The sequence below is a fragment of the Arenimonas sp. genome, from assembly GCF_036275555.1.
GTDB lineage: Bacteria > Pseudomonadota > Gammaproteobacteria > Xanthomonadales > Xanthomonadaceae > Arenimonas.
Genome location: NZ_DASUDO010000031.1, coordinates 49,347 through 73,880, shown reverse-complemented (window position 1 = coordinate 73,880; position 24,534 = coordinate 49,347). Strand labels below are relative to the sequence as shown.

The window sequence follows — 24,534 nt, the reverse complement described above, 5'->3', positions numbered from 1 at the left end:
CCAAGAGAGTCCCATGTCCGATAAACCGCTGACTGACATCGTTTTTTCCAGCTTCGAGCTGCATCCGGCCCTGCAGGCCGGCCTCGAATCCGCGGGCTTCACCCGCTGCACCCCGATCCAGGCCCTGACCCTGCCGCTGGCGCTCAACGGCCGCGACGTCGCCGGCCAGGCCCAGACCGGCACCGGCAAGACCCTGGCCTTCCTGGTCGCCCTGATCAACCGCCTGCTGACCCGCCCGGCCCTGGCCGACCGCAAGCCCGAGGATCCGCGCGCGCTCATCCTCGCGCCCACCCGCGAGCTGGCCATCCAGATCCACAAGGACGCCGTGAAGTTCGGCTCCGACCTCGGCCTGCGCTTCGCCCTGGTTTATGGCGGCGTGGATTACGACAAGCAGCGCGAGCTGCTGCAGCAGGGCGTGGACGTGATCATCGCCACCCCGGGCCGCCTGATCGACTACGTCAAGCAGCACAAGGTCGTCTCGCTGCACGCCTGCGAGGTCTGCGTGCTCGACGAGGCCGACCGCATGTTCGATCTCGGCTTCATCAAGGACATCCGTTTCCTGCTGCGCCGCATGCCCATCCGCACCGAGCGCCAGACCCTGCTGTTCTCCGCCACCCTCAGCCATCGCGTGCTGGAGCTGGCCTACGAGCACATGAACGAGCCCGAGAAGCTCGTCGTCGAGACCGAGTTCATCACCGCCGCCAAGGTCCGCCAGCTGGTCTATTTCCCGGCGGATGAAGAGAAGATCCCGCTGCTGATCGGCCTGCTGACCCGCAGCGAAGGCCACCGCACGATGGTGTTCGTGAACACCAAGGTGTGGGTGGAGCGCGTGGCCAAGGCGCTCGAGCGCGCCGGCTTCCGCGTCGGCGTGCTGTCGGGCGACGTGCCGCAGAAGAAGCGCGAAACGCTGCTGGCGCGCTTCCAGAAGGGCCAGCTCGACCTGCTGGTCGCCACCGACGTGGCCGCCCGCGGCCTGCACATCGACGGCGTCTCGCACGTCTACAACTACGACCTGCCGTTCGACGCCGAGGACTACGTGCACCGCATCGGCCGCACCGCGCGCCTGGGCGCCGAGGGCGACGCGATCAGCTTCGCCTGCGAGCGCTACGCGATGTCGCTGCCCGACATCGAGGCCTACATCGAGCAGAAGCTGCCGGTGGCCGCGGTCGAGCCCGAGCTGCTGATCGCCAAGCCGCGCGCACCGCGACCCCAGGTCGAGGGCGAGGACGACGGCGAGGCCGAGAGCGTCACCGCGATCTTCCGCGAAGTCCGCGAGGCCAAGGCCGCCGAGGACGAGAAGCGCGGCCGCGGCGGCCGCAGCGGGGGTCGCGACGGCGGCCGTCCGGGCGGCGGTTCGCGCGAGCGCAGTGGCCCGCGCCCCGGTGCCCAGCGCGAGCGCAAGCCGGCGCCGCCGGCGGAAGCCGCGGTGGAAGCCGTCGAGCGTCCGGCCCAGCGCCCGGCGCCTTCCTCGCCGATGCAGGCCGATCCGAATGCGCCGGCGCGCAAGCGTCGCCGTCGTCGCGGCGGTCGCCCGGTGGGCGATGCCGCCGCCGTCGAAGGCGGCAAGCCGCGCGGAGAGCGCAAGCCCGAGGCCGCGCCCGCGAAGGCCCCGGCGGGCGAGAAGCCCTCGCTGCTCGGCCGCATCAAGGCGGGCCTCAAGTCGCTGGTGAAGCGCACCCCGCCCACCGGCCACTAAGCCGCGCCCTCTGTGGGAGGGACTTCAGTCCCGATGCTTTCCGCGAAAAGCATCGGGACTGAAGTCCCTCCCACATTTTCATGTCTGCTAGATTGACCGCACCGTCGACGCCCCCGATCGCCATGGCCCTGCTCCGTTTCGACAACGTTTCCAAGGCCTACCCCGGCAGCGCGCCCGCGCTCAGCGAGGTCAGCTTCTCGGTGGAAGAGGGCGAAATGCTGTTCGTCACCGGCCATTCGGGCGCCGGCAAGTCCACCCTGCTGCGCCTCGTGCATCTGTCCGAGCGCCCGAGCCGCGGCACCGTGCTGGTGAACGAGCGCAACCTGGCCAAGGTCCGCGGCGGCAAGGTGCCGCTGCACCGGCGCCAGGTCGGCGTGGTGTTCCAGGACCATCGCCTGCTCACCGACCGCAGCGTGTTCGACAACGTCGCGCTGCCGCTGCTGATCGCCGGCACGCCTGGCGCCGAGGTCGGCAAGCGCGTGCGCGCGGTGCTCGACAAGGTCGGCCTGGGCGATCGCGAGCGCTCGTTGCCGCTGCAGCTTTCCACCGGCGAGCAACAGCGCGTCGGCATCGCCCGCGCCATCGTCGCGCAGCCGCAGCTGCTGGTGGCCGATGAGCCCACCGGCAACCTCGACCCGCAGCTGGCGGCCGAGATCATGCAGCTGTTCGCCTCGCTGCCCGCGCTGGGCACCACCGTCATGGTCGCCAGCCACGACCTGGCCCTGGTCAAGCGCATGCGCCGCCGCGTGCTGGTGCTCGACCACGGCAAGCTCGCCGACGACATCTCGCCCGAGGACCTGGCGGCGTGAACACCAAGGCCACCAAACCCGCCGCCAAGCCCGTCGCCGCCGAACGCGTGAAGCCGGGCGGCCTCGGCAGCCGCCTGCGCGCCTGGCGCGAGCAGCACCTGTATTCGCTGGTCTCGAGCCTCGGCCGCCTGCTCAAGCGCCCCTTCGCCACCGGCCTGACGGTCGGCGTCATGGCAATTGCGATCGCGCTGCCGCTGGGCCTGGGCCTGGCCTTGGGCAACATCGAACGTTTTTCCGGCAGCGTGTCCGAATCGCGCGAGATCGGCGTCTTCCTCAAGGCCGAGGTCACCGTCGCCCAGGCCCGCGACCTCGCCACCGGCATCGGTGCCCGTCCGGACGTCGCCGCGGTCATCGTGCGTACGCCCGAAGAGGGCCTGGCTGAATTCCGCGCCATGAGCGACCTCGCGGGCGCGCTCGAGGTGCTGGACGAGAACCCGCTGCCCACCGTGCTGGTGGTGCAGCCGCGCGACGACGGCGACGCCCTGGCCGCCGACCTGCGCGAGCTGCCGCAGGCCGAAGTGGTCCAGCACGACGCCGCCTGGCGCCAGCGCCTGTCGGCTTGGCTGGCCTTCGGCGAGCGACTGGTCCAGGTCGTGGCCGTGCTGCTCGGGCTGGGCGTGCTGCTGGTGGTGGGCAATACGGTCCGGCTCGACATCGGCGCGCGCAGCGAGGAAATCGCCGTCCTGCAGCATCTCGGCGCCACCGACGCCTTCGTGCGCCGGCCCTTCCTGTACCTGGGCGCGTGGTACGGCCTGGCCGCGGGCCTGCTGGCGGGCGGGCTGCTGGTGGTCGCGGGGCTGCTGCTGCAGGGCCGGCTGTCGGCCCTGGTGGCCAGCTACGGCAGCCAGTTCGACCTCGCCGGCCCCGGCTGGCGCGGCAGCCTGGCGCTGCTGGCCGGCTCGGCCCTGATGGGGTGGCTGGGCGCATGGCTCGCAACCGGGCATCATCTACGTCGGACCCGTCCGGTGGACGTCTGATATGAGCAACCCGAGTTTCCGCAGCTTCGACACCGCTTCGCCGCGCATCATGGTCGTGGACGTCTCCAAGGTCGTGCGCAAGATGATCGAGGGCGTGCTGCGCCAGCAGCTGCCGGACATGGAGTTCGTCGGCTGCGAAACCGGCGAGGAGGCCAAGGCCGCCCTGCAGGCCGGCGCCGTGAACCTGGTCACCACCGCCCTGCGCCTGCCGGACATGGACGGACTGGACCTGGCCCGCTACCTGCGCGAGCACACGCCGCAGGCTTACATCCCCATCATCGTGGTCTCGGGCGACGTGCAGGAGCGCCTCGAGAGCCGCTCGATCAGCGACGACGTCACCGATTACTTCGACAAGGCGCTGGGCTTCAACGCGCTGGCCGCCTTCATCAAGGGCTACGTCGCGCCCGAATCCGAGGCCGGCGGCGAAGTGCTTTACGTCGAGGACAGCCGCGTCGTGGCCATGGCCACCCGCCGCATGCTCGAGAAGCACGGCCTCACCGTCACCCACGCCACCGGCGTCGAGGATGCGATCGCCCACCTCGAGACCGCCAAGGCCCAGGGCAAGATCCCCGGACCGGACGTGGTGCTCACCGACGTCTACCTGAAGGGCGAGCTGACCGGCAAGGACCTGCTTCATTCCATCCGGCACGAATTCGGCTACGCCAAGGGCATGCTGCCCGTGCTGGTGATGACGGGCGACGCCAACCCGGCCAACCAGAGCGACCTGCTGCGCGAGGGCGCCAACGACCTGGTGCAGAAGCCCATCGAAGAACGCCTGCTGGTGACCAAGCTGCTGTTCCAGCTGCGGGTCGGGCGCATGCTGCGCGCCAAGCTCGCCAAGAAGTAGTCCGTGTCCGACGAGGACCGGATCCGGCTGGGGCCGTCCTGGAAGGCGCGCGTCGGCGACTACCTCCAGCGCCCCGACATGCGCGAACTCGGCGCCTTCCTGCGTCAGGAAAAGGCGCGAGGCAAGGCCATCTTCCCGGCCGGCCCGCGCATCTTCTCCGCGCTCGACGCCACGCCCTTCGACCAGGTCAAGGTCGTCATCCTGGGCCAGGACCCCTACCACGGCGCCGGCCAGGCCCACGGCCTGTGCTTCTCGGTGCTGCCCGGGGTGCCGGTGCCGCCCTCGCTGCAGAACATCTACAAGGAAATGAAGGCCGACCTCGGCATCCCCCCGGCCGACCACGGCTGCCTGGCCAGCTGGGCCCGGCAGGGCGTGCTGCTGCTCAACGCGGTGCTGACCGTGGAGGAGGGCAAGCCCGGCTCGCACCAGGGAAAGGGCTGGGAGGGCTTCACCGACGCCATCGTCCAGGCCCTGGACCGGGAGCGCGAGGGCCTGGTGTTCATGCTCTGGGGCAGCTACGCCCAGGCCAAGGGCAAGCTGGTGGACCCGCGCCGGCACTGCATGCTGCGGGCCCCGCACCCCTCGCCGCTGTCGGCGCACCGCGGGTTCCTGGGCTGCGGCCACTTCGGCAAGGCCAACCGCTGGCTGCAGGGCGCCGGCCTGGCCCCGATCGACTGGGCGCTGCCGCCCCGGGCCGAGGTCGAGGCCTGGCTCGCGAACTCCTGAGCCCTGGCGCCGGGCGCCGACCCCGGGCGATGGCCGGTGGGTGGGTTCGCCGGCCCGGGCTGGCCCGACCCCCTTGAACCCCGCGGCACGGCCCCCAGAACAGGCAGGTCGCCAGGGGATTGGCTGTTCCATTCATGGGACGGACAGGGAACTTTTGGCCTATTCAGCACTCCAACAGGCCGAGTGCTAAACTCCGGCCCATGAAAGAGGAACGCATGACCACCACCGCCCTGATCGCGAACAACCTGCCGATCCCGAGTGCGCTCGGTTCGCTGGATGCGTACATCGCCGCGGTCAACCGCGTCCCCGTGCTCACCGTCGAGGAGGAGCAGGACCTCGCGCGCCGCTTCCGCGACGAGGAAGACCTCGACGCCGCCAAGGCCCTGGTCGTCTCGCACCTGCGCTTCGTCGTGCACGTGGCCCGCGGCTACCAGGGCTACGGCCTGGGCATGGGCGACCTGATCCAGGAAGGCAACATCGGCCTGATGAAGGCCGTCAAGCGCTTCGACCCCGACCAGGGCGTGCGCCTGGTGTCGTTCGCCGTGCACTGGGTGCGCGCCGAGATGCACGAGTTCATCCTGCGCAACTGGCGCATCGTCAAGGTCGCCACCACCAAGGCGCAGCGCAAGCTGTTCTTCAACCTGCGCAAGAGCAAGAAGCGCCTGGGCTGGATGAACGACGCCGAAGTCACCGCCGTGGCCAAGGACCTCAACGTTTCCAAGCGCGAAGTGCTGGAAATGGAGTCGCGCCTGAGCGGCCGCGACGTCGGCTTCGACGCGCCGGACGAAGACAACGAGAACGCCCCGCCGTCGCCGGTCGCCTACCTGCGCGACACCAGCGACGACCCGGCGATGGCCTACGAGCGCGAGAGCCACGAGGACGACCAGCTCGAACTGCTGCGCGAGGGCCTGGCCGGCCTCGACCAGCGTTCGCGCGACATCCTCAAGCGCCGCTTCCTGGGCGAGCCCAAGGCGACGCTGCAGGAGCTGGCCGACGAGTACGGCGTCAGCGCCGAGCGCATCCGCCAGGTCGAGGCCAACGCGCTCAAGAAGATGCGGGCGCTGTTCGCGGCCTGATCCTCGCCGCAACGCGATGAAGGACGGCCCCGCGAGGGGCCGTCTTCGTTTCCGGGCTCAGCCGAGGTCGGCCAGCAGGCCGCGCTCGCGGGCGATGCGCGCCAGCTCGGTGGCGTTGCGGGCGCCGAGCTTCTCCATGAGGTTGGCGCGGTGCCGGTACAGCGTCTTGTCGCTGATGCCCAGGTCGTAGGCGATGGCCTTCGGCGGCCGGTCCGACAGCAGCCCGCGCAGGGTGGCGCGCTCGCGCGGGGTCAGCAGTGGCGCCGGGTTGGACACCGGCGGCGCCAGGTCCGAGCTCAGCACCACCTCGCCGGCGGCGATGCGGCGCAGGCCGTCGAGCAGCTCGTCGGCGGCCACCGCCTTGGTGAAGTAGCCGCGCGCGCCCTGTTCGAGCGCGCGCAGGACCAGGCCGGAATCGTCGTGCATGCTCAGCACCACGCAGCGCAGGCCGTGCATCAGGTCGCGCAGCAGGGCAATCAGGTCCAGGCCGCTGCTGGCGCCGTCGCCCAGGCTGATGTCGACCACGGCGATGTCGGCCGCCACGCGCTCGAGCGCGGACAGCGCCTCGTCGGCGTTGCGGGCTTCGGCCACTACCAGGAATCCGGGGGAACTCTCGATCAATCGCTTGAAGCCCTCGCGGACGATGGCATGGTCGTCGATGAGGAGGACGCGGATCATGGCGCGGAGTTTGACAGTTCCGGGTCGCGCCCGAACCCGGGGGTGAGATTTTTTCTTAGTGTGACGGGAGTCCTTGTCTGGGCCCCGATTGCGTACGGACAATCCGCGGATGTACGCGGCGCCTTCCCCTCCCGCCCCCGGAACCGCGTCCTGGCCTGCCTGGGTCGCGGTGCTGGCCTTTGGCCTCGGTTATTGGGTGCTGCTGGTGCTGGGGTTCCTGCACTGGCACGTGGCGACGGGCCTGCTGTTCCTCGCGCTCTGGCTGCTGCCGCGCCGCAAGTGGCCCGCCATCATCATTGCGACCATCCTGGTGCGCTGCCTCAACGGCGTGCTGGTGGGCTGGCGCAACGGCGTCGAGGGCGGCTTCCTCGACTACTGGCACGACGCCACGTCGTTCCTGCTTGGCAATTTCGCCGAACCCTTCCTCGCCATCGCCGGCGTCGCGCTGCTGTTCCGCGCCGACGTGCGGCCGCTGGCGCTGGCCAGCGTGGCGGGCATCGAACGCTTCCTGGTCGCGGGGCTGGTCGCGGCGGCGCTGCTGGCGGGCAAGGACCTGCTCTACGTGCTCAACGAGGGCAGCGTCAGCGACCTGCGGCTGGCGCTGCTGGTGGACACGAAGCGCCTGGGCACCGACGTTTCGCTGCTGGCCTTCTTCTTCGTCAAGAACCTGCTGGGCCACTTCATCGGCGTGCTGCTGGTGGTGCCCTTGGGGGCGTGGTGCGTGGAGCCGCGCCATCGCGCGGGCTCGCGCCGGATCCTGGGCGAGGCGATGATGCTGGCGCCGTTCTTCATCGGCCTGCTGGTGCTGGTGGCACTGGCGCGTGACTCCAACGCGCTGGCCGAACTGCTGCGGATGCTGGTGCTGGTGGCGGTGGTGGTGTTCTCGATGCGGCACGGCTGGCGCGGCGCGACGCTGTCGCTGTGGTCGGCCAGTACGTTGATCGCCCTCGAGGACCACCTCGGCTTCGCCGCGCAGTGGCCAGTGTGGCTGCAGCTGTTCATCGCGATCGCCGGCGCGATGGCGCTGATGTTCGGCGCCACGGTCGACGGGCTGCGCCAGCAGGCCGGGGAGCTGGCGCAGGCCAAGCGCCACCAGTTGCGCCTGGCCGAAGAGCTGCACGAAGCGGCCTTGCGCAACCTCAAGGTCGAGGAGCGCGAGCGCCAGCGCCTGGCCGGCGAACTGCACGACGAGTTCGGCCAGAACCTGGCCGCGCTGCAGACCCACCTGAAGCTGTCGGCGCCGGACCTGGCCGCCGCCGGCCGCGAGGGCGTGGTCGATCGCCTGCTGGAGATCACGCGGCTGATGCAGCAGAACATCGGACGCGTGCTTGATTCGCTGCGCCCGGCGGCGCTCGACGAGCTGGGCCTGTTCGGTGCGATCGACCGCGGCAGCTTGCGCCGCCTCGCCGAAGACGCGGGCCTGGTGTTTGAGACCCGGCTGGAGGGCGATGCCCGGCTGCTGGCGCGCCTGAATCCGGTCTACCGGGTCGCGGCCTTCCGCGTCGCGCAGGAGGCCATCACGAACGTCGTGCGCCACGCCCGCGCCACGCGCTGCACGCTGCGGCTGCGGGTCAGCGCGCGCGGTGGCCAGCTGTGCCTGTTCCTCGACATCCGCGACAACGGCCAGGGCCGCGTGGCGCAGCTCCGCCCGGGCAACGGCATGACCGGCTTGCAGGACCGCGTGCTGGCGCTCGGCGGCCGCCTCGTGATCAGCCAGCGCAAGCCGGGCCTGCGCGTGCACGCCCTGCTCCGGCAACCGCTCCGCCGCTGAGTCCGTCAGCCGGGGTCGGGTTCCGAACCTGGCCCCGTTTTCGTGGCGATGATGCGGGCGTGGCGCTGGTAGGTCCAATACGACCAGGCCCAGTTCACCAGCACGATGATCCGGTTGCGGAAGCCGATCAGGAAGAACAGGTGGGCGACCAGCCAGAACCACCAGGCCAGCAGCCCGGAAAGTTTCAGCCGACCGAAGTGCACCACCGCGGCCATCCGGCCGATGGTGGCCAGGTTGCCGTAGTCGCGGTATTCGAAGGGACGACCGGGCGCGCCGCGCAGGCGGTCGCGGAGGACGGCGGCCGCGTGCGCGCCCATCTGCTTGGCGGCCGGTGCGACGCCGGGAACGGGGCGGCCGCCGCTGGCGACGCTGGCCAGGTCGCCGACGACGAACACTTCCGGATGCGCCGGCAGCGACAGGTCCGGCGCCACGGGCACGCGCCCGGCGCGATCGGTCTGCAGCCCGAGCTGGCGGCCGAGCGGCGAGGCGGCGACGCCGGCGGCCCACAGCACGGTGCGCGCGGTGATCCGCGCGCCGCCGACGTCCACGCCGGCCGCGTCGATGGCCGTGACCGGCGCGCCGGTGTGCACGTCCACGCCCAGCGCGGACAGCTGGCGGCGCGTGGCTTCCGAAAGGGTTTCAGGCATCGATGCGAGCACGCGCGGCCCCGCCTCGACCAGATGCACGCGCGCGCGCCGCACGTCGGCGCGGCGGAACTCGCGCGGCAGCGTGTGGCGCGCAATCTCGGCCAGCGTGCCCGCCAGCTCGACGCCGGTCGGGCCGCCGCCGATCACCACGAAGCTGAGCCAGGCCTCGCGCCGCGCCGGATCATCCTCGCGCTCGGCCGCCTCGAACGCGGACAGCACGCGTGCCCGGATCGCCAGCGCGTCTTCCAGCGTCTTGAGGCCCGGCGCATGCGGCGCCCAGTCGTCGCGGCCGAAATAGGCGTGGGTGGCGCCGGTGGCGACCAGCAGGTAGTCGTAGTCGAGCTCGCCCCCCGCCAGGCGGACGCGCCGTGCGGCGAGGTCGATGCCGAGCGCCTCGTCCATGCGCACGGTGGCATTGGCCTGCTTGCGCAGGATGTGCCGCAGCGGCGCGGCGATGTCGGGCGCCGACAGCCCGGCCGTGGCCACCTGGTAGAGCAGCGGCTGGAACAGGTGGTGGTTGGTGCGGTCCACCAGGGTGATGCGCACGGGCGCGCGGGCCAGCGCGCGCGTGGCCCAGAGGCCGCCGAAGCCGCCGCCGAGCACGACCACGTGCGGCGTCGCGGTGTCGGCGGGGCGGGTGTCGTTCGGGGCCATGGTGGATTGCCGTCAGTAGAGGTCGGTGGGATCGACGTCGAGCGACCAGCGCACCTTGCGGGCCGACTTCAACGCCTGCAGGCGCGGCAGCCAGTCGTGCAGGGCGGCATGCAGGGGCGCGCGCTGGGTCGCGTCGAGCAGGATCTGGCCGCGCGCCTTGCCGGCGCGGCGCGCCATCGGCGCCGGCATCGGGCCGTTGAGCTGCACGCCCTCGCGCGCCACGAAGGCGTCGCGGGCCTCGCGCAGGAAGCCCTGCATCTCGCCCTCGGTCGGCGCTTCGGCGCGCAGCAGCGCCAGGTGCGCGTACGGCGGGAACTGCGCCACCTCGCGCTCGGCCAGCTGCAGCGCGGCGACGGCGGGATAGCCGCCGGCAAGCAGGGTGTTGAGCAGCGGATGCTCCGGGTGGTGCGTTTGCAGCAGCACTTCACCCGGCAGCTGGGCGCGACCGGCGCGGCCGGCGACCTGGATCAGCAGCTGCGCGAGTTTCTCGCCGGCGCGGAAGTCGGCGCTGAACAGGCCTTCGTCCACGCCCACCACCGCCACCAGCGTCAGCCGCGGCAGGTCATGGCCCTTCGCCAGCATCTGGGTGCCGACCAGGATGCCCGAGCGGTCGCCGAACTCGGCCAGGTGTTTCTCGATGGCGTCGCGGCGGCGGGTGGTCTCGCGGTCGACGCGGATCATCAGCGCGTCGGGGAAGCGTTCGGCCAGCGCCTCCTCGATGCGCTCGGTGCCGGCGCCCTGCGGCTGCAGCGCCAGGCTGGCGCAGTCGGGGCAGGCGTTGGGCGGGGTCGCGCGCGCGCCGCAGTGGTGGCAGACGAGGCGGCGGCCGCCGGCGTGCACCGTCATCGCCGCATCGCAGCGCTTGCAGTGCGCGCTCCAGCCGCAGTCGTGGCAGATCAGCACCGGCGCGTAGCCGCGGCGGTTCTTGAACACCAGCGCCTGCTCGCCGCGCGCCAGGCAGCGGCCCACCGCGTCCAGCAGGTCTTCCGACAGCCCGTTGCGCAGCGGACGCTTGCGGATGTCGACCACGCGCACCGACGGCGGGCGCGCACCGCCGGCGCGCTCGCCCAGCCGCAAGTGCCGGTAGCGGCCGGAGAGGGCGTTGTGCAGGGTTTCCAGCGAGGGCGTGGCGCTGCCCAGCAGCACCGGCACGCCGAGCTTGCTGGCCCGCACCAGCGCCAGGTCGCGGGCGTGGTAGCGGATGCCGTCCTGCTGCTTGTAGGAACCGTCGTGCTCTTCGTCCACCACGATCAGGCCGGCCTCGGGCAGCGGGCAAAACACCGCCGAGCGCGTGCCCACCAGCACCCGCGCCTCGCCGCGCAGCATCGCGGTCCAGGCGCGCGCACGTTCGCCGTCGGCCAGGCCGGAGTGGTAGGCCAGCACCGGCACGCCCAGCCGGCTGCGGAAGCGCGCCAGCGCCTGCGGCGTCAGCCCGATCTCCGGCACCAGCACCAGCGCCTGCCGGCCGGCGGCCAGGCAGTCGGCGATCGCCTGCAGGTAGACCTCGGTCTTGCCGCTGCCGGTGACGCCCTCGAGCAGGCAAGGGCGGAAGCCTTCGCCCTCGCGCAGGGCCGCCAGCGCCTGGGCCTGGGCCGGCATCAGCGGCGGGCCCGGCGCGGCCGCGGCGGGTTCGGGCCGGCCAGACAGCACGAGGCGCTCGGCCAGGCCGCGTTCTGCGAGCGCGCGGGCGGCGCCGCGCCAATCCCCGGGCTGCTGGTCCAGCAGGTCTTCGCCCAACGGCCGCCCGGCGAGCTGCAGCAGCAGCCGGCGCGGCTTCCCGTCCCGCCCCGGCGCGGCCGCGGCGGCCCGCCCGGCGGGCGTCAGCGTCCAGCCGTGCCGGGCGGTTTCCGGCAGCGGCTGGCCGGCGCGGATCGGACCGGGCAGGGCCGTGGCCAGCACCTCGCCCAGCGGCGCGTGGTAGTAGCCCGCCAGCCAGCGCAGGCTCTCGAACAGTTCCCCGCCCAGCAGCGGCGACGCGTCCAGCCGCTCCAGCACCGGCTTGAGGCTGTCTCCGCCGCCCTCGGCGGGCCCGACCCCGACCACCACGCCCACCTGTTCGCCGTCCCCGCGTCCGAACGGCACCCGGACCCGGCAGCCGATCCAGCCGGCGTCCGCCGCCATCCCGGCCGGCGGCCGGTAGTCGAACGCGCGCGGCAGCGGGACCGGCAGGGCGATGCGCAGCACGGTGTCGGGGGTGGACGGCATGTCCTCAGTCTAGCCTGAGGCCCTGTAGGAAGACCGCTTGCGCCACTTGCGCACTATTGCTGTCCGCGACATCAGAAAACGGCCCTAAGCTACTGTTCATCAAACCGAATCTTCCTTATCCACACCGCATGTGGATAACTCTGTGGAAGAGGCTTGGAGGAAGCTTGCGCACCCCCCACGCCAAGGGCGCTTGGGCCGGGTTGGCGATTTTTTAACCAAGCCGTCATAGTGCTTTCCAATCAACAAGTTACGGCAATCACAAATCGGTCATCACGGCCTTCACGGCGGCCTCGGGGCGCCGATGGCCACCCCGCTTGGCGCTGTGCACAACGTTTCACGCCGGAAGCCGCGCCGGGCTTGGCGGAGCAGGGTTTTCGCCCCTGTCAACCGGCCCGGACTGTGACGGGTTCGATAGAATGCGGCGTGCCTTCCGCTGCCCCGACCCCCGCCTCCCCCGCCCCCGTCTCGTCCGCCCTGTCCGCCTTCCTGCGCGGCATCGAGCGCCGGGCGTTCGTGTTCGTGCAGGTCCAGTGCGGCCGCGACGAGGTGGCCCAGGCCGCCCTGGGGCGCGCCATGCGGGCGTTCCGCGAGGTTTCCGCCCACAGCCCGCTCTCGGCCTGGCCGGCGGCCTTCTGGGCCCTGCTGGTGGCCCAGGCCGAGCTGGCCGAGGGCCAGAGCGACATCCCCGAGCTGGGCGCGCTCAGCTCCGGGCCGCGCGCCGCCCTGCTGCTGCGGATCGTCGCCGGCCTCGATTTCGCGCACGCGGCCCAGGTGCTGGGCGTCAGCGAGCCCACCTATCGCTTCGCCTTGCAGCGTGCGCTGCAGCAGCTGGGCGACGCGGGTGTCAGCTACGCCGTGCTGGGCGCGCTGCGCGAGCGCCTGCACCGGCAGGTCAAGACGCTGCCGCCGGAGCGCGCCGAAGCGCTGGCCGAGCTGCGCGCCCGCGTCCTGCGCGACGCGCCGGAACCGGCGCCGGTTGCCGCTCCGCCGTCGTCGCCCTGGCCCCGGCGCCTGGCCTGGGCCGCGCTCGCGCTGCTGGCGCTGGCGTTCGGCGCCACCTTCTGGCCGCAGGCGCCCGCGCTGGCGCCGGGCGGCGTCCAGGCGCTGCCGGTCGAGCCCGCGCCCGCGCCGATGCCGGCCGGCAGCGACGCCGACCTGGTCACCCATCCGGACTTTGCCCAGATCGCGGCGCCCGAGGACGAAGCGCTGGCGACCGACCTGGCCCTGCTCAGCTGGCTGGCCTCGGGCGAAGCCGACGCCGCCCTCGGCGCCGCCGAAGAATCCACCCCCGACGCGGAGGCCGACGATACGCCCTGACCGAAGCGCCCGCGGGCTGGGCCTGCTGCTGGCCTTGGTCGTCGCCCCGCTGGCGGCCTTCCCGTCGCTGCCGCTGGAAGAGCGCCAGCTGTTGGCGCCGCTGGCCTCGGCCTGGCCGGCGCTCGATGCCGACACCCGCGCGCGGCTGCGTGCGAACGCCGCGCACTGGGCGGCGCTCGACGCGCCCTCGCGCGAAGCCCTGCGCCAGCGCGTCCGCGAATGGGACGCGCTGCCGCCGGCCGAGAAGGCGCGCCGCCGCGGACCGTTCGCGGCCTGGCTGGCCCTGTCCGATGCGGAGCGTGCGCAACTGCGCGCCGCCGCCGCCCGCTTCGCCGCACTGCCGCCCGAACAGCAGCAGGCCCTGCGCGCCGCCTTCGAACAATTGCCGTCGGACCAGCGCCAGGACTGGTGGCTGGGCCCCGAGGTCGGCGGCGGCTTCGCCGAGCTGCGGCCGCTGTTTGCGTTCGTGCCGGAAGGCGAGCGCGCCGCCCTGCGGGCGCTGCTGCGGGAACTGACGCCGGCCACGCGCGCCGACCTCGCGATCCTGGCGCGGCGCCTGCCGGCCGGCGAACGCGAGGAGCTGCGCCGCGCGCTGGTGGCCGCCCCCCCGGAAGCCCGCGAGGCGCTGGTGCGCGAGCGCCTCGGCCGCTGAGCCGGCCTACAGGTTGACCAGGCTGGCCAGCAGGCTCGCGGTGGCGCCGAAGCTCAGCAGCACCAGGTAGCAAGTGCCCAGCAGCGTGTACTTGAGCAGGGTCATGAGCCAGCCCTGGCGGTAGATGCGCTTCTGCATCAGCAGCAGGTAGACCGGCATCCAGCACACCAGCGCCACCTCGGCGGTGCGGATGCTGGCCGGCAGCCAGCCCAGGCCGCTGGCCCAGCCCGCCATCGCATCGAGCAGCAGCACCAGCAGTAGCCCCGCGCACAGGAAGCTGTGGCTGTGCAGCGCCACGATCAGGTGCTCCATGTACAGCCGGTGCTTGAACGCGTACGCCACCTTCAGCAGCGCCGCGAACAGCGGCAGCAGCACGAACAGCGTGGTCGGCACCGTCGACAGGAAGGCGTCCTTGAGCAGGTTCGGGTCGTCCTGGATGCGCTTGATGTTGCCCTGCGCCCGATCGACGTAGGCGTTGAGCCGGGCGTTGCCCGATTCGCCGAGCCAGCCGATGGCGAGCGGGTTCTTCTCCCGGTCCCAGGGCGTGCCGTTGAAGCTGATGGTGCCGGTGTCCTCGCGCGTGACCGGCAGCGGCTGGCCGGTGCGCTCGCTCTCCCGGATCTCCTCGATGCGGCGTTCGGCCTCGTTCGCCACGGCCTTCTCGGCGATGTCCAGCCCGATCGAGACGCCCGGCACGCGCTTGGATTCTTCGCGCGCACCGCGCACCTCCGCCAGCGCCTCGTCGCGGATCTTCTCGACCTCGGCCACGGTCCTGGCCGCGAGCATCCGCTCGCCGAAGCCTTCGTTGACCACGCCGCCGTCCTCGCCCAGCCGGACTTCGGCGGCGTCGCGCGGGGTGTTGTCGATCTGGAAGCTCAGCTGCGCGGCGAAGAACGCGAACAGGCTCAGGAACACGAACAGCCGCACCGGGCTGACGTAGCGCACGCGGCGCCCCGCGAAATACTCGTCGCTGAGGTAGCCGGGCCGGAACAGCAGCGGGCCGAGGGTGCGCAGGATGCGCGAATCAAGCTCGAACACCGAGTCCATGAAGTCGCCGATGATCGAGCTGAAGTGCCGCACCAGCCCCTTCGTCGGCTGGCCGCAGGCATAGCAGTGCTCGCCCAGCAGGGCCTCGCCGCAATTCTGGCAACGGCGCACCGGGGCGGCGTCGGGGGACGGGGTGGTTTCCGTGGTCATGGAAGGCTCCGGGGCGGCAGCCGCTAATATAGCGGTCCTCCGCCTTCCGGCACCGCCCCATGAGTCACTCCGAAACCCGCGCCGCGCGCCTGCTGCGCGAGATGCGCGTCAGCTTCGTGCTGGCCCTGCCGCTGGTGCTGGGGCAGGTCTCCTCGATGGCGATGAACATCATCGACACCTGGCTGGCGGGCCGCCACGGGCCGGTCACGCTGGCCGCGGTGGGCGTCGGCAGCGCGGTGTGGTCGGTGGTGATCCTGGTCAGCATCGGCGTGCTGATGGCGGTGCCACCCACGGTGTCCCAACTCAACGGCGCCGGGCGCCGGGCCGAGATCGGGCCCCTGTTCCGGCAGGCGGTGTGGCTGGCGCTGGCCCTGGGCTTCGGCCTGTTCTTCGTGGTGCGCGCCGGCGCGCTCGCGCTCGAACCCATGGGCATCACCGCCGAGGCGCGGCCCGAAGCCGTGGCCTTCCTGCGCGCGATCAGCTGGGGCGCCCCCGCGCTGGCGCTTTACTTCTGCCTGCGCAACCTCAGCGAAGGCGTGGCCTGGACGCTGCCGACCATGGTCTTCGGCATCGCCGGCCTGGTGCTGCTGGCGCCGCTGGGCTGGGCCCTGATGTTCGGCCTGCAGCTGGGTGCGGCGGGCCTGGGCTACGCGGTGGCGATCACGCTCTGCTGCCAGTGCATCGGGCTGGGCAGCTATCTCTTCCGCTCGCGGCGCTTCGCCGACCTCGGGCTGTTCGCCCGCTTCGACCCGCCGCGCTGGGCGCCGATCCGCGACCTGCTCAGGCTCGGGCTGCCGATGGGGGTGTCCGTCTTCATGGAGGGCAGCCTGTTCGTCGCCACCGCCCTGCTGATCGGCAAGCTGGGCACGACCCAGATCGCGGCGCACCAGGTCGCGATCCTGATGGCCAGCCTGTGCTTCATGGTGCCGCTGGGCGTGGCGATGGCGACCACGGTGCGGGTCGGCCATGCGGTCGGCGCCGGTGACCCCTCGGCGGTGCGCTGGTCGGCGGCGGCCGGCTACACGCTGGCGATGCTGGCGCAAACGCTGTCGGCGCTGGTGCTGGTGTTCGCGGGCGTGTGGCTCGCCGGTTTCTTCACGCAGGATCCGGCGGTGATCGCGCTGGCGGGGCTGCTGATGGCCTATGCCGCGGTGTTCCAGTACCCGGACGGGCTGCAGGCGATGTCGGCCGGCGCGCTGCGCGGGCTCAAGGACACCCGCGTCCCGATGTTCATCACGGTGCTGGCCTACTGGGGCGTGGGGCTGCCGCTGGGCTACTGGTTCGGCCTGGCGAAGGGCCAGGGCGCGCCCGGGCTCTGGACCGGACTGATCCTGGGCCTGAGCGTCGCGGCGGTCCTGCTGGGCTGGCGCTTCTGGCGGCTGGCCCGCCGCCCCCTGGCGCCGGTCCGGGTGACGTAAGGCGCATGCGGTCTTCACCCCGGCTGGGTATGCTGGCCCGAAGTTAAGTGGAGTACCGCAATGTCCGAAGCCAAGCGCGGGCCGATCCTGGGTTTCTTCCGGGGGGTCTGGAGCGTCCTCACCTTCTTCCAGCAGCTGGTGTTCAACATCTTCTTCCTGCTGTTCCTCTTGTTCGCCTTCATCTTCCTGCTGGCGATCGCCGCCAGCCCCGGCGTGCAGCCGATCCAGGAGGACACCGCGCTGGTGCTGGACCTCGATGGCCGCCTGGTCGAGCAGTTCAGTTCGGCGCCGGTGGACCGCGTGATCAACCGCGCGACCGGCCAGGCCCAGCCCGAGATCCAGCTGCGCGACCTGCTGCGGGCGATCGAGGCCGCGCGCGAGGACAAGCACATCGACCGCATCGTGCTGCTGACCGACGGCTTCTCCACCTCGGGCTTCGCCGCGCTGCGCGACCTGGCGACGGCGCTGCGCGAGTTCCGCGCCTCGGGCAAGCAGGTCGTGGCCTATGGCACCGACCTCGAGCAGCGCCAGTACTACCTTGCGGCGCAGGCCGACGAGGTCTACATGGACCCGCAGGGAGGCGTGCTGCTCGAGGGCTTCGGCCGCTATCGCATGTACTACCGCCAGGGCCTGCAGGAGAAGCTCGGCGTGGACGTGCACCTGTTCAAGGTCGGCGAATACAAGTCCGCCGCCGAGCCTTACGTGCTAGACGCCGCTTCGCCGGAAGCGCGCGAGGCCGACCTGTACTGGATGAACGACGTCTGGCAGCGCTTCGTCGCCGACATCGCGCAGGCGCGCAAGCTCGAGGTCGACGCGCTCAACGCGATGATCAACGAGCTGCCGGCCCGCGTGCAGGCCGCGCAGGGCAACCTGGGCCAGCTGGCGCTGGACGAGAAGCTGGTGGACGGGCTGCGCACCGGCCATGAGTTCGAGCAGATGCTGGTCGAGCGCGGCGCGCTGGACGAGGAGAACCAGACCTTCCGCCAGATCGACCTCGCCGGTTACCTGATGCACGTGGACCGCCCGCACCTGGGGCCCGACGAGCGCCCGAAGGTCGCCGTGGTGGTGGCGCAGGGCGAGATCACCTATGGCGAGCAGCCGCCGGGCACGGTGGGCGGCGAATCGACCGCGGCGCTGCTGCGCGCGGCGCGCGAGGACGAGAGCGTCAAGGCCGTGCTGCTGCGGGTGGATTCGCCCGGCGGCGGCGTGTTCCCGTCCGAGCAGATCCGCCGCGAGGTGGAGCTGGTGAAGGCAGCGGGCAAGCCGGTGGTCGTCTCGATGGCGAACGTGGCCGCGTCCGGCGGCTACTGGATCTCGATGAACGCCGACAGGATCTACGCCGACGAATCCACCATCACCGGCTCGATCGGCATCTTCGGCCTGTGGATGACGGTGCCGCGCGTGCTCGAGAAGATCGGCGTCAGCACCGACGGCGTCGGCACCACGCCGCTGGCCGGCGCCTTCGACCCGACCCGCCCGCTGGATCCGAACGTGGGCCTGCTGATCCAGTCGGTGATCGACCGCGGCTACGCCGAGTTCATCGGCAAGGTGGCCGAAGCGCGCGATGGCACCCCGGCCGAGATCGACGTGCATGCGCGCGGCCGCGTCTGGAGCGGCGCGCAGGCCAAGGACCGCGGGCTGGTGGACGAGCTGGGCGGTTTCCAGGCCGCGCTCGACGCCGCCGCGAAACTCGGCGAGCTGGGCGACGACTACGTGGTGAGCTACATCGAGAAGCCGCTGACGCCGTTCGAACAGTTCGTGGTGAACCTGGGCAAGAGCTCGCGCACCGAGGGCCTGCTGCGCGTGCTGGCGCCGACCCCGCTCATGATCGACCGCGAGACCCTGGCCACCGCCGAGCGCGAGCTGGCCTGGCTGGACGGCAAGGGCCGCTCGCCGTTCCGCGCCGTGGCGCACTGCCTCTGCGCCTACTGAGGCGCGGCCGCCGTGGAACCCACGACGCCCGGGCTTGCCCGGGCGTCGTCGTTTCAGCCGCCGGCTTCCTCGAGTGCGCGCTGGCGCTCGGCCTCGTCCTTGGCCTGGGTGTCCTCGACCTCGCGGGCCTTGTCCAGCGGCGCCTGCATCGCGTCGCGCAGTTCGGTGTTGGCGGCCTGCGGCTCGGGCACCGTGTCGGGCGTCGGGTCGGGCTTGGGGGCGTCGCAGGCGGTGGCCAGCACCAGGCTGGCCAGGATCAGGACGAGGCGCATCGGCATGCTCCGTGGGGCGTTGGCCGGTATCCTAACCCCGGGCCGCAGGGAGCATCCGATGACGATCAACCGCTGGCGACTGGATGGACAGGTGGCGCTGGTGACCGGCGCCAGCGCCGGCATCGGCCGCGCCATCGCCGCCGAACTGCTGGGCCTGGGCGCCGACCTGCTGCTGGTGGCGCGCGACGAGGCCGCGCTGGAGGCCACGCGCACCGAGCTCGAGGATGAGTTCCCGGAAGCCCGCGTGCGTGCCTTCCCGGCCGACGTGTCCGACGCCGAGCAGCGGCGCGAGATCTTCGACTGGGTCGAGGACCTGGGCGAGGGCCTGCAGCTGCTGGTCAACAACGCCGGCACCAACACCAGCCGCGCGGCGATGGATTACGGCGACGAGGAGTGGCGGCAGATCTTCGAGACCAACCTGTTCTCGGCCTTCGAGCTCAGCCGTTTCGCCTTCCCGCTGCTAAGCCAGCACGCGGTGTCGTCGATCGTGAATGTCGGCTCGGTCTCGGGCCTCACCCACGTGCGCACCGGTGCGCCCTACGGCATGAGCAAGGCCGCGCTGCACCAGCTGACGAAGAACCTGGCCTGCGAGTGGGCGGAGGACGGCGTGCGCGTGAATGCGGTCGCGCCCTGGTACATCCGCACCCGGCGCACGTCGGCCAAGCTGGCCAATCCCGACTACCTTGACGAAGTGATCGACCGCACGCCATTGGGCCGCGTCGGCGAACCCGAGGAAGTGGCCGCCGCGGTCGCCTTCCTGTGCCTGCCCGCCGCCAGCTACATCACCGGCGAGTGCATCGCCGTCGACGGTGGCTTCCTCCGCTACGGCTTCTGACAAGAAAAGGGGTCAGAGTAATTATTTGTTTCAAACAAATAATTACTCTGACCCCTTTTCTTCGGTCCTACAGGTTTCAGCGGCAGGATTCGGAGACGATGGCGTCGAGGCGCTGGACTTCGGACTTGCGGTAGGCGGCGGTGTCGCTGAAGGCGTGCAGCGCGTCGGAGCGCGCCTGCTTGAGCTTGGCCTTGAACTGGTCGCAGGCCGCGTCGTCCGAGAGTCGCACGCAGGATTCGGTGACCCAGCGGCATGTGCCGGCCGCGGCGCTCGAGCCGCGCACGTCGTAGCCCAGCACCGGCAGCGGCACGCAGCGCGTGTTCGGGTCGTAGTTCTCGCTGAAGCGCGCGCTGCCGTCGAAGTCGGTGCATTGGAAGATCGGCGGCGGCGGGAAGGGCAGGCCGTAGCCCAGGTCTTCCGGCGGCGGCGTGGCTTCGACCGGCGGCGCCTGCGGCGACGGCGCGGCGGCGGGTGCCGGGGCGGGCTCGCGCGGCCGCACCATGCTGCGCTCTGACTGCTGCTGGCCGGCCGGGCAGGGCTCGTCCTGCAGGGTGACGCGGCCCTTGGCGTCCTGGCAGCGGTAGACCGTCAGGTCCTGGCCCGCAGCCGGGCCGACGAGGGCGAGCAAACTCGCTAAGCTGGCGACAACCCAAGGGCGCATGCCGGGATTCTCCCTCCGCGCCCCCGCCACCGCCAGCCCGGGACACGCCATGACGCGCCTGCTGTTCATCCTCGCCCTGCTCGCCGCGCCGCCTGTTTTCTCCGCCATCCCCGCCGCACCCGACCGCACCGAGGGCGAAGGCCCGTATCCGCAGCTGATCCTGCGCGGCGCCACCGTGATCACCGGCACCGGCGCGCCGGCCTACGGCCCGGTGGACATCGTCATCGAGGGCGACCGCATCCGCGAAGTGCGCATCGTCGGCAGCGCCAACACGCCGATCGACCCCAAGGGCCGGCCCGTGCTCAAGGCCGGCGGCCGCGAGATCGACCTCGCCGGCCAGTTCGTGATGCCGGGTATCGTCGACCTGCACGGCCACATCGGCGGCGAAGAGCAGGGCGTGGACGCCGAGTACGTCTACAAGCTCTGGCTCGGCCATGGCATCACCTCGGTGCGCGACCCGGGCTGCGGCAACGGCATCGACTGGTGCGTGTCCGAGCAGAAGCGCAGCGAGCGCCACGCCATCACCGCGCCGCGCCTGTTTCCCTACGCCTTCTTCGGGCAGGGCCGCGAGATGCCCATCACCACGCCCGAACAGGGCCGCCAGTGGGTGCGCGACATGAAGGCGCGCGGTGCGCTCGGCATGAAGTGCTTCGGCTTCCGCCCGGACATCCTCGAGGCGGTGTTCGACGAATTGAAGAAGCAGGGCATGGGCAGCGCCTGCCACCACGCCCAGCTCGACGTCGCGCGCGTGAACGTGCTGACCACGGCGCGCTGGGGCCTCACCACGATGGAGCACTGGTACGGCTTGCCCGAAGCGCTGTTCGACGGCCAGACCGTGCAGCAGTACCCGGCCGGCTACAACTACCTCGACGAGCAGGACCGCTTCGGCGAGGCCGGCAAGCTCTGGGCGCAGGCCAGCGAAAAGGGCAGCGAACGCTACGAGGCGGTGATGAAGGAGCTGCTCGCGCTCGACTTCACGCTCGACCCGACCTTCAACATCTACGCCGCCAGCCGCGACCTGATGCGCGCGCGCCGCGCCGACTGGCACGAGGACTACACGCACCCGGCGCTGTGGGATTTCTTCACGCCCAACCGAGGCAACCACGGCAGCTTCTTCTTCGACTGGGGCAGCGAGGAGGAGGTGGCCTGGCGCGACAACTACCGGCGCTGGATGGCCTTCGTGAACGACTACAAGAACCGCGGCGGCCGCGTCACCGTGGGCAGCGATTCCGGCTACATCTACAAGACCTACGGCTTCGGCACCATCGAGGAGCTGGAGATGCTGCGCGAGGCCGGCTTCCATCCGCTGGAGGTGATCCGCGCCGCCACGCTGTCGGGCGCGCAAGTGCTGAAGGCCGACGATCGGCTCGGCACGGTCGAGCCCGGCAAGCTCGCCGACCTGGTGGTGCTGCCGGAAAACCCGCTGGCCAACCTGAAGGTGCTCTACGGCAACGGCCACCTGCGCCTGGGCGAAGACGGCCGCCTGCGCCGCGTCGGCGGCGTGCGCTACACGATCAAGGGCGGGCTGGTGTTCGACGCGCCGGCGCTGCTGGCCGACGTGCGCCGCAAGGTCGCCGAGGAAAAGAAGCGCCGCGGCATCGAGCGGCTCGCGCAGCCCGGCGAATAGCCGGGCCGCGCGCGCAGGCGATCAGGCCGCCTTCGTCGCCTTCTTCACCGCTTTCTTGGCGGCGGGCTTCTTGGCCGCGGTCTTGGTCGCTTTCTTGGTGGCCTTTTTCGCGGCTTTCTTGGCGGCCTTCTTGGCCGGCGCCTTCTTCGGCGCGGCCTCGGTGGCTTCCTTCTTCACGGCTTTCTTCGCCGGGGCCTTCTTGGCCGCGACCTTCTTGCCGAAGCGGCCGCCCTTGCGCACCGGCTTGCCCTCGGCCAGCAGCGCCACGCATTCCTCCTGCGTGAGGCTGGCGGGGTCGCGGTCCTTCGGGATCTTGCCGTTCTTCTCGCCATCGGTGATGTACGGGCCATAGCGGCCGTTCAACACCTGGATGTCGGTGCCCGGGAAGACCTTGATGGTGCGGTTGGCGATCATCTCGATCTTCGCCTGCACGCGTTCCACCGCCTGCTCGAAGCTGATCGTGTACGGGTCGTCTTCCTTGCCGAGCGAGGCGTAGGTGTCGCCCCACTTGGCGAAGGGACCGAATCGGCCAATGGCGACCGTGACGTCCTTCCCCTCGAACTGGCCCAGCGCACGCGGCAGGTTGAACAGCGGCAGCGCCTCCTCCAGCGTGATGGTGTGCATGCTGGTGCCGGGGCGCAGCGAGGCGAACTTGGGTTTGTCTTCGTCCTCGGCGGTGCCGATCTGCGCGAACGGCCCGTAGCGGCCCAGGCGTACCGACACCGGCTTGCCGGACTTCGGGTCGGTGCCGAGCACGCGCGATCCGGTGGCCTCGGAGCGGTCGACCGACTCGCTCTTCTCGTCGATCGTGGCCTTGAACGGCTTCCAGAAGCGCTCGAGCAGCGGCACCCAGGCCGCCTCGCCCGCCGCCACCGAGTCGAGCTCGTCCTCGAGCTTGGCGGTGAAGTCGTAGTCCACGTACTGCGTGAAGTGGCCGGTGAGGAAATTGGCCACCGCGCGGCCGACGTCGCTGGGACGGAAGCGGCGGTTGTCCAGGTACACGTACTCGCGGTTCTGCAGCACCTGGATGATGCTGGCATAGGTGGACGGACGGCCGATGCCGTATTCCTCGAGCGTCTTCACCAGCGAGGCTTCCGAGAAGCGCGGCGGCGGCTCGGTGAAGTGCTGGTCGGTATGGATGCTGCCCAGCGGCACGGTCTGGCCCGTCTTCATGGGCGGCAGCTTGCGGCCCTCGTCGTCGTCCTCGGCCGACTTGGCGTCCTTGCCTTCCTCGTACACGGCCAGGAAGCCCGGGTCGATGACGGTGGTGCCGCTGGCGCGGAAGCTGTGCTCGCTGCCGGCCGCCAGTTCGACCGAGACGGTGTTCATCGTCGCCGGCACCATCTGCGAGGCGACGGTGCGCTTCCAGATCAGTTCGTACAGGCGGCGGGCGTCGTCGTCGAGGTACTTCGCGATCGACGCCGGCGTGCGCAGGGCGGAAGTGGGGCGGATCGCCTCGTGCGCTTCCTGGGCGTTCTTGGACTTGGACTTGTACTCGTTGGGCTTGTCCGGCACCGCCTGGGTGCCGAAGTCGCGGGCGATCACGTCGCGGATCTCGACCACCGCGTCCACCGACAGGTTCACCGAGTCGGTACGCATGTAGCTGATGAGGCCGACCGAGCCTTCCTCGCCGATCGCCACGCCCTCGTAGAGCTTCTGCGCCACGCGCATGGTGCGCGAAGTGGTGAAGCCGAGCTTGCGCGCGGCCTCCTGCTGCAGGGTGGAGGTGATGAACGGCGGTGACGGACGGCGCTTGCGCTCCTTGCTCACCACGTCGGTGACGCGCAGGGCGTCGCCGGCGGCCTTCACCAGGCGCGCGCGCGCGGCTTCGGCGGCCTTGGATTCGGTGATCGTGAACTGCTCGAACTTCTGCCCGTCCAGCTTCACCAGCCGCGCCGTGAAGGCCTGCTGCGGGTGGTTGAGCTCGGCCTCGACCGACCAGTACTCGCGCGGCACGAAGGCTTCGATCTCCTCCTCGCGCTCGACGATCATGCGCAGCGCCGGCGACTGCACGCGGCCGGCGGACAGGCCGCGCTGCACCTTGCGCCAGAGCACGGGCGAGAGGTTGAAGCCGACCAGGTAGTCCAGGGCGCGGCGCGCCTGCTGGGCGTCCACCAGGTCGCCCGCGACCTGGCGCGGGTGCTCGACCGCCGCCTTGATCGCCTTGGGCGTGATCTCGGTGAACACCACCCGGTGCAGGGCCTTGCCCTTGAGCAGGCCGCGCTCCTTGAGGATCTCGGAGATGTGCCAGCTGATCGCCTCCCCCTCGCGGTCCGGGTCGGTCGCCAGGTAGACGGCTTCGGCGACCTTGGCGGCCTTGGCGATGGCCTCGACGTGCTTCTCGTTCTTTTCGATCAGCTCGTAGCGCATCGCGAAGCCATGCTCCGGGTCGACCGCGCCCTCCTTGGGCACCAGGTCGCGGACGTGGCCGTACGAGGCCAGGACGTGGAAGTCCTTGCCCAGGTACTTGTTGATCGTCTTGGCCTTGGCGGGCGACTCGACGATGAGGAGATTCTTGGCCATGGCCGGGGGGTTGC

At 71.2% G+C, this 24,534-nt stretch carries 21 protein-coding genes; 14 read left to right on the top strand and 7 right to left on the bottom strand.

What is annotated here, in order from left to right:
• Positions 1–13: 13 nt before the first annotated feature.
• From rhlB to rpoH, 7 genes are all read left to right on the top strand, one after another.
• The gene (rhlB, locus tag VFV21_RS08185) at positions 14–1,696 is read left to right on the top strand and encodes an ATP-dependent RNA helicase RhlB (protein ID WP_329668940.1); all 1,683 of its coding nucleotides are present in this window, start codon (positions 14–16) and stop codon (positions 1,694–1,696) included.
• Positions 1,697–1,708: 12 nt separating this feature from the next.
• Complete coding sequence (locus VFV21_RS13490; protein WP_414638525.1) at positions 1,709–1,792, top strand: DUF6053 domain-containing protein; 84 nt, start codon at positions 1,709–1,711, stop codon at positions 1,790–1,792.
• 26 nt (positions 1,793–1,818) lie between these two features.
• Positions 1,819–2,505, top strand: a complete 687-nt coding sequence (gene ftsE / locus VFV21_RS08180) for a cell division ATP-binding protein FtsE (protein ID WP_329668939.1) — start codon at positions 1,819–1,821, stop codon at positions 2,503–2,505.
• Positions 2,502–3,482, top strand: a complete 981-nt coding sequence (ftsX, locus tag VFV21_RS08175; RefSeq protein ID WP_414638523.1) for a permease-like cell division protein FtsX — start codon at positions 2,502–2,504, stop codon at positions 3,480–3,482. The genes ftsE and ftsX overlap by 4 nt, the downstream gene beginning before the upstream one ends.
• 1 nt (position 3,483) lies before the next feature.
• The gene (locus VFV21_RS08170; RefSeq protein ID WP_329668938.1) at positions 3,484–4,329 is read left to right on the top strand and encodes a response regulator; all 846 of its coding nucleotides are present in this window, start codon (positions 3,484–3,486) and stop codon (positions 4,327–4,329) included.
• 3 nt (positions 4,330–4,332) lie between these two features.
• Complete coding sequence (ung, locus tag VFV21_RS08165) at positions 4,333–5,055, top strand: uracil-DNA glycosylase (protein WP_329668937.1); 723 nt, start codon at positions 4,333–4,335, stop codon at positions 5,053–5,055.
• Positions 5,056–5,255: 200 nt separating this feature from the next.
• Positions 5,256–6,131, top strand: a complete 876-nt coding sequence (gene rpoH / locus VFV21_RS08160; protein ID WP_329668936.1) for an RNA polymerase sigma factor RpoH — start codon at positions 5,256–5,258, stop codon at positions 6,129–6,131.
• Between the two features lie 57 nt (positions 6,132–6,188).
• On the opposite strand, the gene VFV21_RS08155 is transcribed toward rpoH, so the two are convergent.
• Positions 6,189–6,809 carry a response regulator transcription factor gene (locus VFV21_RS08155; protein WP_329668935.1) on the bottom strand — a complete coding sequence of 207 codons (621 nt, stop codon included), beginning with the start codon at positions 6,807–6,809 and terminating at the stop codon, positions 6,189–6,191.
• 109 nt (positions 6,810–6,918) lie between these two features.
• On the opposite strand from VFV21_RS08155, the gene VFV21_RS08150 reads away from it, so the two are divergent.
• Positions 6,919–8,580: an MASE1 domain-containing protein gene (locus VFV21_RS08150; protein ID WP_329668934.1), complete on the top strand. Its 1,662-nt coding sequence runs from the start codon at positions 6,919–6,921 to the stop codon at positions 8,578–8,580.
• A gap of 5 nt (positions 8,581–8,585) precedes the next feature.
• Here the strand turns inward: VFV21_RS08150 and VFV21_RS08145 are convergent, their stop codons facing one another.
• Together VFV21_RS08145 and VFV21_RS08140 are read right to left on the bottom strand one after the other, a co-directional pair.
• Positions 8,586–9,881 carry an NAD(P)/FAD-dependent oxidoreductase gene (locus tag VFV21_RS08145; RefSeq protein ID WP_329668933.1) on the bottom strand — a complete coding sequence of 432 codons (1,296 nt, stop codon included), beginning with the start codon at positions 9,879–9,881 and terminating at the stop codon, positions 8,586–8,588.
• 12 nt (positions 9,882–9,893) lie between these two features.
• The gene (locus tag VFV21_RS08140) at positions 9,894–12,086 is read right to left on the bottom strand and encodes a primosomal protein N' (protein ID WP_329668932.1); all 2,193 of its coding nucleotides are present in this window, start codon (positions 12,084–12,086) and stop codon (positions 9,894–9,896) included.
• A 423-nt stretch (positions 12,087–12,509) separates the two neighbouring features.
• Here VFV21_RS08140 and VFV21_RS08135 point away from each other — a divergent pair, with 423 nt between their 5' ends.
• Both VFV21_RS08135 and VFV21_RS08130 read left to right on the top strand, forming a co-directional pair.
• Entirely contained in the window at positions 12,510–13,403 is an 894-nt protein-coding gene (locus VFV21_RS08135) for a sigma factor-like helix-turn-helix DNA-binding protein (RefSeq protein ID WP_329668931.1), read from the top strand.
• Between the two features lie 34 nt (positions 13,404–13,437).
• Positions 13,438–14,055: a DUF3106 domain-containing protein gene (locus VFV21_RS08130; RefSeq protein WP_329668930.1), complete on the top strand. Its 618-nt coding sequence runs from the start codon at positions 13,438–13,440 to the stop codon at positions 14,053–14,055.
• A gap of 6 nt (positions 14,056–14,061) precedes the next feature.
• On the opposite strand, the gene VFV21_RS08125 is transcribed toward VFV21_RS08130, so the two are convergent.
• Complete coding sequence (locus VFV21_RS08125) at positions 14,062–15,252, bottom strand: DUF3667 domain-containing protein (RefSeq protein ID WP_329668929.1); 1,191 nt, start codon at positions 15,250–15,252, stop codon at positions 14,062–14,064.
• A 59-nt stretch (positions 15,253–15,311) separates the two neighbouring features.
• Here VFV21_RS08125 and VFV21_RS08120 point away from each other — a divergent pair, with 59 nt between their 5' ends.
• Both VFV21_RS08120 and sppA read left to right on the top strand, forming a co-directional pair.
• Positions 15,312–16,670 carry an MATE family efflux transporter gene (locus VFV21_RS08120; RefSeq protein ID WP_329668928.1) on the top strand — a complete coding sequence of 453 codons (1,359 nt, stop codon included), beginning with the start codon at positions 15,312–15,314 and terminating at the stop codon, positions 16,668–16,670.
• A gap of 60 nt (positions 16,671–16,730) precedes the next feature.
• Positions 16,731–18,602, top strand: coding sequence for a signal peptide peptidase SppA (sppA, locus tag VFV21_RS08115; protein WP_329668927.1), 1,872 nt, complete (start codon positions 16,731–16,733; stop codon positions 18,600–18,602).
• Between the two features lie 53 nt (positions 18,603–18,655).
• Here sppA and VFV21_RS08110 read toward each other — a convergent pair whose 3' ends face one another.
• Positions 18,656–18,874 carry a hypothetical protein gene (locus tag VFV21_RS08110; protein ID WP_329668926.1) on the bottom strand — a complete coding sequence of 73 codons (219 nt, stop codon included), beginning with the start codon at positions 18,872–18,874 and terminating at the stop codon, positions 18,656–18,658.
• 58 nt (positions 18,875–18,932) lie between these two features.
• On the opposite strand from VFV21_RS08110, the gene VFV21_RS08105 reads away from it, so the two are divergent.
• Complete coding sequence (locus VFV21_RS08105; RefSeq protein WP_329668925.1) at positions 18,933–19,709, top strand: SDR family oxidoreductase; 777 nt, start codon at positions 18,933–18,935, stop codon at positions 19,707–19,709.
• A 76-nt stretch (positions 19,710–19,785) separates the two neighbouring features.
• Here VFV21_RS08105 and VFV21_RS08100 read toward each other — a convergent pair whose 3' ends face one another.
• Positions 19,786–20,337 (bottom strand): DUF4124 domain-containing protein, encoded by a 552-nt coding sequence (locus VFV21_RS08100; RefSeq protein WP_329668924.1) that lies wholly within the window; start codon positions 20,335–20,337, stop codon positions 19,786–19,788.
• Positions 20,338–20,419: 82 nt separating this feature from the next.
• Between VFV21_RS08100 and VFV21_RS08095 the strand changes: the two genes are divergently transcribed.
• Complete coding sequence (locus tag VFV21_RS08095) at positions 20,420–21,997, top strand: amidohydrolase family protein (protein ID WP_329668923.1); 1,578 nt, start codon at positions 20,420–20,422, stop codon at positions 21,995–21,997.
• A gap of 21 nt (positions 21,998–22,018) precedes the next feature.
• Here the strand turns inward: VFV21_RS08095 and VFV21_RS08090 are convergent, their stop codons facing one another.
• On the bottom strand, positions 22,019–24,520 hold the full coding sequence (locus VFV21_RS08090; RefSeq protein WP_329668922.1) for a DNA topoisomerase I: 2,502 nt from the start codon (positions 24,518–24,520) through the stop codon (positions 22,019–22,021).
• Positions 24,521–24,534 lie beyond the last annotated feature (14 nt).